Genomic DNA, 9,041 nt, shown 5'->3' with positions numbered 1-9,041 from the left:
TGCAGATCCAGTTTTGAAGGTACGAATCCTTCAAACGTTCCTCGGTAGCTCAGTTGGTAGAGCAATCGGCTGTTAACCGATCGGTCGGCGGTTCGAGTCCGTCCCGAGGAGCCATTTCGCTCCTGTAGCTCAGTCGGTAGAGCGTTTCCATGGTAAGGAAGAGGTCGCAGGTTCGATTCCTGTCGGGAGCACCATATGGCCCGTTGGTGAAGCGGTTTAACACAGCAGCCTTTCACGCTGTCATACAGGGGTTCGAATCCCCTACGGGTCACCTAATTGTGGAGGCTTAGCTCAGCTGGGAGAGCATCTGCCTTACAAGCAGAGGGTCGGCGGTTCGATCCCGTCAGCCTCCACCATTACTTCGTTTCGGTTTCGGCTCGGGATCTCACCATTCCGGTTCACCCTTGAAGTAAGTCCAAAGGAGTTATGCTCGGGTACATCTGATCTTGCTTGCCAGCGTAGGACATTCGACGTAGGCGCAAGTAGGAAGCGATCCCGTCAGCCTCCACCATAATATCGTCGCGGGATGGAGCAGCTCGGTAGCTCGTCGGGCTCATAACCCGAAGGTCGCAGGTTCAAATCCTGCTCCCGCAACCAAATTTCTCCTGGTAGCATAAGGAGACAAGAAGTACACATAGTGTACAACAAGCTATGGAGCTGTGGTGAAGTTGGAGTTCACGCCGGTCTGTCACACCGGAGGTCGCGGGTTCGAGTCCCGTCAGCTCCGCCATTTTCAAAAAGAGATGGCACACATTCATCTGGATGAATCTTTTTCACTGAAAACGAAAAAGTTATTGATTGTAGATGAGTGATTTGGTAAAATATACGAGTACGCCGGTATAGCTCAATTGGTAGAGCACCTGACTTGTAATCAGGGGGTTGTGGGTTCAAGTCCTATTGCCGGCACCATTTGTGGGGAGATAGCGAAGTGGCTAAACGCGGCAGACTGTAAATCTGCTCCCTCTGGGTTCGGCGGTTCGAATCCGTCTCTCCCCACCAGTTTTATTTTTGAGAGCCATTAGCTCAGTTGGTAGAGCATCTGACTTTTAATCAGAGGGTCGAAGGTTCGAGTCCTTCATGGCTCACCAGTATTTATTCCCCAAAAAAGTGAAGCGTGCCGTTGGAGCACATTCCGAGTACTTTTCGGGGAACCCGGTATCTTACTATGCGGTCGTGGCGGAATTGGCAGACGCGCTAGATTCAGGTTCTAGTGGTGGCAACACCGTGGAGGTTCAAGTCCTCTCGACCGCACCAAATAACCCTAACAACTCCAAAATGACATGCGGACGTAGCTCAATTGGTAGAGCGTCGCCTTGCCAAGGCGAAGGTCGAGGGTTCGAGACCCTTCGTCCGCTCCATATGTGCCCTTAGCTCAGCTGGATAGAGCGTTTGACTACGAATCAAAAGGTCGGGAGTTCGAATCTCTCAGGGCACGCCACTATCTTTCCGTATAAGAAAGATTATGATAAGATTGGTTATATTAAATAGTCGGGAAGTAGCTCAGCTTGGTAGAGTACTTGGCTTGGGACCAAGGGGTCGCAGGTTCGAATCCTGTCTTCCCGACCATGATTTGCCCAGATCTTTCTGAGTTGCCGGGGTGGCGGAATGGGCAGACGCAACAGACTTAAAATCTGTCGGGAGTTTCTCCCGTACCGGTTCAAGTCCGGTCCTCGGCACCATTACAATTACACGCGGGTGTAGTTCAATGGTAGAACTCCAGCCTTCCAAGCTGGTCGCGTGGGTTCGATTCCCATCACCCGCTCCATATGAATAGAGAACAGGGACGCTGAACAGCGCCCTGTTTTTTTGTATTTCCTATCCTGAACAGGGGCCACGAACGAGTCAGCAAAGGAAGCTAACACAAAAAAGGATCTGCATCGCCGTAGACGTACATACAGCTCTGCAGATCCAGAAAAGTGTCGAAGTGTGTCTAATCATTTCAGTGGTAGAAACATATGTTTTCGTGTAGAGTAAATATAGATCGCTTACCAACACAATAGGTAACGGATCTCTTGCATCGCCTCCTGATTTCAGGGGGCTTTTTTCATGCTTGGCCATCATCGGACACAGACTGTTCGGTATGCTCGGCAGTGGTGATGGGTAAAGAGACAACAAAGCGTGTCCGTTTCTCGTTGGAATCACAGTGGATGGTTCCATTATGCTTTTCAATAATATTTTTGCATATAGAAAGACCTATGCCTGTCCCGTTTTGTTTAGTAGTAAAAAACGGTTGAAACAGGCTCTCGACGATCTCGGCTGGGATCATTTCTCCGTTATTCTCCACGCTCAAATACAGCCATCCATCCGATGACGTGGCGATGACACTAATGCACTTGTCTGGCCGATGTTGTACAGCGTCAATCGCGTTGTTTAACAGATTGACGATGACTTGCTTCAGACCTTCTTCATAACATGCAAGTGAACAGGGGTGGATTAGTTTTTCAAAGCGTATGTTTTCTCCTAGTAATCGGGGAGTGATGAGTAATTCCACTTCTTCAAAAAGATTTTCTACTTGAACGGTCTTGAAGATTTCATCCAAGATCGGTTTTTTCGAGAAACTCAAAAATCCGGTTAACTGTCGGTGCAAGTTTTCAAATTCGTGCATGACCACCTGAATGTAAGACTGCAGCTTGGCCTGCTCTTTGGTTGACTCACCGATCAGCTTTAAGAACCCTTCGATGGCACACAGCGGGTTTCGCAGTTCATGTGCCATGTTTGCTGCGATTTTCCCCAGCATCGTCAATTTATCGTTGTGCAGATAGGATATGGTTTCTTCTTTTTGAACCAGCTCTTCATTCATCATTTGCTCAAAATGGTAGACGGCCCAAAAGACACTTTCATCCATGGCTTTCCCGAGCTGTGTCTCCAAATAGAGCATATCGCTTGGAGACAGTGACCACTGGTGCAGTTCTGGCTGTAGCACACGCCAAAATACATTTCGATAGATCTGATACGTACGCAAAATGGAGGAGAAGGGGAATTCCTGCGAACGCAGCCACTCTCCCATATCCAGTGACCAAGCTTGCATATCGTGATCCACATTTTCCACCAGATAACGAGCTAAGAGAACTGTACGCTTTTCCGCAAAATCGCGGGGGATTGTTACAGGAATTTCCATACTGCGAACAATTTCTTGCATCCACACTGTGGTAATACTTGGTGCCATATCTAAAATTTTCCTAGAAACGTTGAATAAATTTAGCGTCACAGTTTCCACCATCTCTTATCCACCCCACTAAAATCGTAAGGGATAAGGGCACGGAAAGACAAGGTATAATTCTCCTAAATTCGCAATAAAATGTTTTTTTATGGAAGTTTTTATCTACAAAATCCGCTAAAAAGTTCCTTATTTCGGAAAAATCTTTAATCATGAGTCCGATTCTAGTCGCATAAAGTAGAATGGACAGACTTTGATGGACCAGGGGAGGCAGGGATGGAGGAGCATTTTTGGCTGGGACTGGTACATATTTTTATGATCGATCTCGTACTCAGCAGTGATAATGCAGTTGTGATCGGGATGGCCTGCCGAGGGCTGCCAAACAAAGATAGAAAGAAAGCCGTCCTGTATGGAACACTCGGAGCCATTCTGCTGCGCGTATTACTGACAAGCTTGACAACCTGGATGCTAGATATTCCGCTAGTCAAAGCGATTGGCGGGTTCTTGTTACTATGGATCGCATGCAAGCTGATGATAGGGGAAAGCGAAGAGCTGGCAGAGGTGTCGCGCAATCAGAACGTGGGGCAAGCCGTCCGAACCATCATTCTCGCCGATTTTGTGATGAGCCTGGATAATGTTCTGGCAGTAGGGGGGGCAGCTCACGGCGATTTGTGGCTGGTGATTCTGGGGCTCTTGATGAGCATTCCGCTGTTGATGTGGGGAAGTGCGTTTATTGCTCGATTGATGAATCGCTTTAACTGGCTGGTGATCGTCGGAGGGGGGATTCTGGCATTCACGGCAGTAGAGATGTGCCTCGAGGACCCCTATGTATGGAAATGGGTGAATCCTCTCATGCTGAACCATATGTGGCTTCCCGTCATTGTGGCACTCCTCGTGATGGTGTGGGGACGCATAAAAAGGGCGTAGCTGGTAATGAGGGGGCTGCATTCTGGGGCATACTACTTAAAAACATGTCCAGAAAGGATCCGGATGCAGATGAATTCGAGCCTCTTGATGCTCTGGGGGTTGTGGGACGATGTATATCAACGCTGTACACGGCTTCGCTACATAGAAAAAGGAGCCAATATTTTCCGCGTTGTTCTGCTTCGTTATCGAGGCGAGACATTGGTTACGACGGATCATCAGGTAATCAACCGCGGTGATTGGATCGTGAAAATCCATATCCATAACTACTACTTTGCTACTCTATGCAAAGGGGTAAAGGACGACCTGAGGCTGGCGTTGCTGCTGAGGCGTCACATCATGCTTTCTCTACCGAAATTGGCGATCTATCTGGAAAGCATGGATGAAAAGGAAAAAATCAAGGGGATCGTCGGTACTACGATGCTGCATAAAGGTGTTCAGCCCTTGGGGTTTTCCATTTCGGACGTGCCGATGAACGGGTATTTCCGCTATAAACGCTGGTATTTACGTCTGCTGCTGCGTTTCATTCATCCGGATGGCAAGAAGCGGGTGCAAAGCTGGAAGCAAGACATGCCGTTAAAACGCGTGTACATGTCGAAGGAGTCCCTGCTGGAAAGGTACGGATCGCAAAATCCCTCCCCTCTAGGAGAGTTACACTGATGGGCAAGCGATTTCTGGTAGTGACAGAAGAGTGGGCGGGAAGCGGGCACAGAATGGCAGCAGAGGCTTTGGTAGAGGAGCTATGCGCCAGTACGGGTGTAGATTCAGCAAGACTTGTAGGCGGATTAGAGACGGCCAGTCCCGCACTGAGGGAGCTGTCCCGTTTTTTTTATCTGGGGATGCTCCGCTTGGCGCCTCCGCTTTGGCAGCGCATCTATGAACGCGAGCAGCTATGGAGCACTTCTTTGCAAAAGCCGCTTGCTTGGTGGCTCTCGCGAAAATTGACCCGCGAGTTACTGAAGAAAGAGCAGCCAGATGTAGTGATCGCAACACATGCATACTGCTTGTCGGCACTGGCGAGGGCGAAGCGGGAAATGGATGCGCCTTTTCACTTGGTGAGTATTCCTACGGATTTTCATGTGAATCACTTTTGGGTACATCCGCAAATCGACACGTATGTTGTAGCGCATGAACAGCTTGGGGAAGTGCTGAAGAGGGACTTTCAGGTGCATGCCGATAAAATTCAGGTCCACGGAATCCCAGTGCGACCTGCTTTTCGTGTGGCTGGGGAAAGGGACAAGCCCACCTGGAGGGCGGCGCTGGGACTATCTCCCGAGATGTTTACCGTTCTCGTCAGCGGTGGAGAGGGAGGATACGGGGGGATAGCCGAAGTGCTGCAGGAGCTGGTACGTGTACAAGAGCCACTCCAGATTATCGTGGTGACCGGAAAAAATGCCAAGCTGAAGAGACAGCTAGATGACTGGCAGCAAAAAACGCCAGATCTCCGGCATCATCTCTTGATCAGGGGCTACGAGTCTCAAATGTGGCAATGGATCTCTGCAGCGGACGTCTATATCTCTAAGCCGGGCGGAATTACTTGTGCGGAAGCGCTGGCCTTAAAAACGCCGCTGCTTTTGTACAAGCCGCTTCCCGGTCAGGAGAGGCGAAATAGTGCCTTTCTCAGACACAATCAAGCAGCTGCAGTGGCAAATACGCCGATGGAAATCCGAGAGACCTTGAATCGGTGGAGAATTCGTCTGGAGGGGCAGAAAGAGATTGAGAAAATAGAGCAAGTGCGCAGGCCGGAAGCGGCCAGGCAAACAGCGGAATATCTGCTGGGGTTATAAGTAATAAATTGGAATTGAAAAAAATTAAGGTTGACACGAATGAACATCTGCTCCTTCACACATATTAAAGCTACTAACGACGAGGAGGTGATACACAGATGGCTAACAACAACAGATCCAGTAACAACCTGGTGGTTCCACAAGCGAACCAAGCTCTGGACCAACTGAAGTACGAAATCGCTTCCGAATTCGGAGTTCAGCTTGGACCTGACACCACATCCCGTCAAAACGGTTCAGTTGGTGGAGAGATTACTAAACGTCTTGTCTCCTTCGCTGAACAACAATTGGCTGGTCGCGGCTAATTGAATAGCTGGATGGGGAAAGGCACCTGCGGGTGTCTTTCTTTTTTAACGTACAGGAAATCTTCGTACCATGCATAACCGTTAGGAGGAAAAAAGCATGCCTGACTGGCTGAATATAGCGTTGCGATCGATTGGAGCACTCGTCTATTTGTTTCTCTTAACCAAGCTGATTGGCAAAAGGCAGATACGGCAGCTGACTTATATCGAATATATAGTCGGGATTACCATCGGGTCCATCGCTGCTTTCATGGCCACGGAAATGGATGGTCCCATTTTTCACAGTTTGATTTCACTCACGATTTTCGCGGTATTTCCGGCACTTAGCGAGTGGCTGTCGTTGAAAAGCAAATGGTATCGGGATATGATGGAAGGCAAATCAACGATTGTGATACAGGATGGCAAGATATTGGAGAACAATCTCGCCAAAGAAAAGCTTACGGCAGAAGATCTGTTAGGACAGCTGCGAGTCAAAAATGTGTTTCGGGTGGCGGATGTGGAATTTGCCTTGATGGAAACGAGCGGTGAGCTTACTGTTCAACTGAAGACAGAGCAGCTACCCGTAACCCCTAGTCAGCTAAAGCTGAATGTTGCGCCGGCAAAGCCTCCACAAACCGTTATTATGGATGGGAAAATCATGCCCATTCCTTTAGCGGCGTTAGGGAAGGACCAGATTTGGCTGGAAACACAGCTGAAGAAGCGCAACAAGACGCTGCAGGATGTCTTTTTAGGACAAGTGGACGAATCGGGGAACCTCTATCTCGATTTTGTCAGTGATGCGGGGGGAAGCAAGAAGAAGCCGCAAATTCAGGAAACCTATGAAACGCTCAAGCAATGCCTTCAAGATTTGGAGCAGCAAGCCAATGCCGAGCAAAACTCCAAGCTGCAAGCCAAATACAAGGATAATGCTGCGAAGCTGGAGGAAATCCTGAAGCAGATTCAGCCTCAATACAAGCATTGACAGCGGAGTCAATAGCCCTTCCTGCTAAAGGTAAGGTTTGTCGCATCTGGTAAAATGCTTGAATTGAACCTTCTTTCGCCAGCTTGTAGAATGTTTGCGAAGGAGGGGATGTTCATGTGGTGGATGAAAAAAAAGCTGACTACCCTGCTGCTGGCAATATTGGCCATAGCGATTTTGACGCCCAACGAAGCGTTTGCCGCAACGCAACTAAAACAAGGAAGCGTCAACGGAGACGTGTGGGATTTGCAATATCGTTTGCAGATGTTAGGCTATTACGATGAAAAACTGGATGGCGTCTATGGGTCTGACACAATCCATGCGGTGAAACAGTTTCAACGTAATTACGGGCTGCCTGCAGATGGCGTAGTAGGCAACAATACGTGGAGAACACTGAAAAGAGTCAGCGTGAACCAAAAAGAAATGCAGCTTCTGGCTCAGCTCGTATATGCAGAAGCTCGTGGAGAAACATACGAAGGACAAGTAGCAGTTGCGGCAGTAGCGATGAACCGACTTCGCGCAAGCGACTTCCCCAACACGATAAACGGGGTCATTTTCGAACCATACGCTTTTACAGCTGTAGACGATGGACAATTTTGGATGACGCCGAACAAAACGGCTTATCGTGCTGCCTGGGATGCCGTAAGAGGATGGGATCCAACAAACGGGGCTCTCTACTACTTCAATCCAGATACAGCAACGTCTGACTGGATTTGGTCACGCCCGCAGATCAAGCAAATCGGAAAGCATATTTTTGCTAGATAAATAACAGGAAAAGAGCTCTTGTAAATGACGAGACGGTCATTTGTTCAAGGGCCTTTTCTTTTTTTCAGCTAAATGGCAAGAATTGTGCGTTGCAATTGCGGGGAGATCCGCTAAAATGATATGAAAGATGTGCATATCAAAATATCGGAGGGCGATGATGAGGAAGGCATGGATCCTGGCCTCACTGGCAGCCATGATGATCATGGGGGCGCCAGCTGTAGAGGCAAAGACGAACGAAACGGAAACTTCTACTCCACCGTATGTAGACATTGCAGGTCATTGGGCAGAAAAAGATATTGAAAAACTTTACATAGCAGGAGCAGTTGGTCAGATGCAAGATTTCCGACCAGATGACCCTGTCACACTAGGCGAGCTCATCACGATGTTCGTAAAAGCAAAGGGAATTGAGCCCTTGAAATCGGCAGAATCTTCTTTCGCTGATGTTCCAGCGAACAGCTGGCTGGCACCTTATGCAAATACGGCATACCAATTGGGAATCGTTCATGGACAAAAGAAGGGCAATCAAGTCTTCCTGAATCCGAACCAGCCTGTGCAGCGAGAAGAGATGGTTTCCATCCTGGTTCGTTCTATGGGGCAAAGTGGGGCGGTAAACCAGGTGAAGTGGTCCATCACCGTACAAGCCTTGGCTACCTATCAGGACGGAAACAGTGTGCGGCAGGCGTACCAACGGCCGCTCGTCTACGCATTGGAGAACCACCTGGTAAGTCCATATGGAGACGGGACACTCAAGCCACAGACGCTGATCACGAGGGCTGAAGCAGCGACGTACGCAGCGCTGCATTTGATCACGCCAAAAGCAGCGAAGACAGCAAGTGCCAACCAATTGGCAAACGGTACGTCCTTTCGGGAACGGCTGACGGTTCAGACTACTGCCTACACATATGCAAGTGACCCAACCACGTTATCTTATCTGGAGTACCCTCTGCGCAAGGGAGTCGTAGCAGTGGATCCCAATGTCATCCCGCTTGGCACTCACCTGTACATCGAGGGCTATGGCTATGCTGTTGCCGCAGACATTGGCGGTGCCGTAAAGCAGCGACATGTAGATCTCTACTTGCCAACACTCCAGCAAGCACAAAGCTACGGAATGAAGCAGGGTGTGAACGTATACATTCTGGATTAATGACGAT

8 protein-coding genes and 15 tRNA genes are annotated in these 9,041 nt (G+C 48.9%); 22 read left to right on the top strand and 1 reads right to left on the bottom strand.

Annotated elements, in window-relative coordinates; translation table 11 throughout:
• Window positions 1-38 precede the first annotated feature (38 nt).
• From EDM55_RS14045 to EDM55_RS13975, 15 genes are all read left to right on the top strand, one after another.
• Window positions 39-114: transfer RNA gene (locus EDM55_RS14045), tRNA-Asn, on the top strand.
• Window positions 115-118: 4 nt separating this feature from the next.
• Window positions 119-194, top strand: a tRNA-Thr gene (locus EDM55_RS14040).
• 3 nt (window positions 195-197) lie between these two features.
• Window positions 198-271, top strand: a tRNA-Glu gene (locus EDM55_RS14035).
• A 9-nt stretch (window positions 272-280) separates the two neighbouring features.
• Window positions 281-356, top strand: a tRNA-Val gene (locus EDM55_RS14030).
• A gap of 164 nt (window positions 357-520) precedes the next feature.
• A tRNA-Met gene (locus EDM55_RS14025) sits at window positions 521-597 on the top strand.
• Between the two features lie 56 nt (window positions 598-653).
• A tRNA-Asp gene (locus EDM55_RS14020) sits at window positions 654-730 on the top strand.
• A 103-nt stretch (window positions 731-833) separates the two neighbouring features.
• Window positions 834-909 (top strand) — tRNA-Thr (locus EDM55_RS14015).
• 5 nt (window positions 910-914) lie between these two features.
• Window positions 915-999, top strand: a tRNA-Tyr gene (locus tag EDM55_RS14010).
• Between the two features lie 13 nt (window positions 1,000-1,012).
• A tRNA-Lys gene (locus EDM55_RS14005) sits at window positions 1,013-1,088 on the top strand.
• A gap of 79 nt (window positions 1,089-1,167) precedes the next feature.
• Window positions 1,168-1,254, top strand: a tRNA-Leu gene (locus EDM55_RS14000).
• Window positions 1,255-1,282: 28 nt separating this feature from the next.
• Window positions 1,283-1,358 (top strand) — tRNA-Gly (locus tag EDM55_RS13995).
• 3 nt (window positions 1,359-1,361) lie between these two features.
• Window positions 1,362-1,438 (top strand) — tRNA-Arg (locus EDM55_RS13990).
• 51 nt (window positions 1,439-1,489) lie between these two features.
• Window positions 1,490-1,566, top strand: a tRNA-Pro gene (locus EDM55_RS13985).
• A gap of 25 nt (window positions 1,567-1,591) precedes the next feature.
• Window positions 1,592-1,679, top strand: a tRNA-Leu gene (locus EDM55_RS13980).
• Window positions 1,680-1,691: 12 nt separating this feature from the next.
• Window positions 1,692-1,765: transfer RNA gene (locus EDM55_RS13975), tRNA-Gly, on the top strand.
• Window positions 1,766-2,044: 279 nt separating this feature from the next.
• Here EDM55_RS13975 and EDM55_RS13970 read toward each other — a convergent pair.
• Window positions 2,045-3,220, bottom strand: coding sequence for a sensor histidine kinase (locus EDM55_RS13970; protein WP_122960566.1), 1,176 nt, complete (start codon window positions 3,218-3,220; stop codon window positions 2,045-2,047).
• Between the two features lie 213 nt (window positions 3,221-3,433).
• Between EDM55_RS13970 and EDM55_RS13965 the strand changes: the two genes are divergently transcribed.
• The 7 genes from EDM55_RS13965 (at window position 3,434) to EDM55_RS13935 (ending at window position 9,034) form a co-directional block, all read left to right on the top strand.
• The gene (locus EDM55_RS13965; RefSeq protein ID WP_092267512.1) at window positions 3,434-4,084 is read left to right on the top strand and encodes a TerC family protein; all 651 of its coding nucleotides are present in this window, start codon (window positions 3,434-3,436) and stop codon (window positions 4,082-4,084) included.
• Window positions 4,085-4,153: 69 nt separating this feature from the next.
• On the top strand, window positions 4,154-4,741 hold the full coding sequence (locus tag EDM55_RS13960; RefSeq protein ID WP_092267896.1) for a YkoP family protein: 588 nt from the start codon (window positions 4,154-4,156) through the stop codon (window positions 4,739-4,741).
• A complete protein-coding gene (locus EDM55_RS13955; protein WP_092267513.1) occupies window positions 4,741-5,868 on the top strand; it encodes an MGDG synthase family glycosyltransferase in 1,128 nt (375 codons plus the stop codon). Before EDM55_RS13960 ends, EDM55_RS13955 begins: the two co-directional genes overlap by 1 nt.
• 98 nt (window positions 5,869-5,966) lie before the next feature.
• A complete protein-coding gene (locus EDM55_RS13950; RefSeq protein ID WP_007717155.1) occupies window positions 5,967-6,170 on the top strand; it encodes an alpha/beta-type small acid-soluble spore protein in 204 nt (67 codons plus the stop codon).
• 97 nt (window positions 6,171-6,267) lie between these two features.
• Complete coding sequence (locus EDM55_RS13945) at window positions 6,268-7,128, top strand: DUF421 domain-containing protein (RefSeq protein ID WP_122960565.1); 861 nt, start codon at window positions 6,268-6,270, stop codon at window positions 7,126-7,128.
• A gap of 114 nt (window positions 7,129-7,242) precedes the next feature.
• Window positions 7,243-7,890 (top strand): spore cortex-lytic enzyme, encoded by a 648-nt coding sequence (gene sleB / locus EDM55_RS13940; RefSeq protein ID WP_092267515.1) that lies wholly within the window; start codon window positions 7,243-7,245, stop codon window positions 7,888-7,890.
• 157 nt (window positions 7,891-8,047) lie between these two features.
• Window positions 8,048-9,034 (top strand): S-layer homology domain-containing protein, encoded by a 987-nt coding sequence (locus tag EDM55_RS13935; protein ID WP_122960564.1) that lies wholly within the window; start codon window positions 8,048-8,050, stop codon window positions 9,032-9,034.
• The last annotated feature ends 7 nt before the right edge of the window (window positions 9,035-9,041 follow it).

Origin of the sequence: Brevibacillus centrosporus (assembly GCF_003710815.1) — a bacterium.
Lineage (GTDB): Bacteria > Bacillota > Bacilli > Brevibacillales > Brevibacillaceae > Brevibacillus > Brevibacillus centrosporus.
Note: the sequence above shows the minus strand (reverse complement) of the source record. Positions and strands in the feature narration are given on the sequence as shown.

Excerpts from the sequence above, each read along its gene's own strand:
- EDM55_RS13945 (WP_122960565.1), top strand. The coding sequence starts at position 6,268 with ATGCCTGACTGGCTGAATATAGCGTTGCGATCGATTGGAGCACTCGTC.
- EDM55_RS13950 (WP_007717155.1), top strand. The coding sequence starts at position 5,967 with ATGGCTAACAACAACAGATCCAGTAACAACCTGGTGGTTCCACAAGCG.
- EDM55_RS13955 (WP_092267513.1), top strand. The coding sequence starts at position 4,741 with ATGGGCAAGCGATTTCTGGTAGTGACAGAAGAGTGGGCGGGAAGCGGG.
- sleB (WP_092267515.1), top strand. The coding sequence starts at position 7,243 with ATGTGGTGGATGAAAAAAAAGCTGACTACCCTGCTGCTGGCAATATTG.
- EDM55_RS13965 (WP_092267512.1), top strand. The coding sequence starts at position 3,434 with ATGGAGGAGCATTTTTGGCTGGGACTGGTACATATTTTTATGATCGAT.
- EDM55_RS13970 (WP_122960566.1), bottom strand. The coding sequence starts at position 3,220 with ATGGTGGAAACTGTGACGCTAAATTTATTCAACGTTTCTAGGAAAATT.
- EDM55_RS13960 (WP_092267896.1), top strand. The coding sequence starts at position 4,154 with ATGAATTCGAGCCTCTTGATGCTCTGGGGGTTGTGGGACGATGTATAT.
- EDM55_RS13935 (WP_122960564.1), top strand. The coding sequence starts at position 8,048 with ATGAGGAAGGCATGGATCCTGGCCTCACTGGCAGCCATGATGATCATG.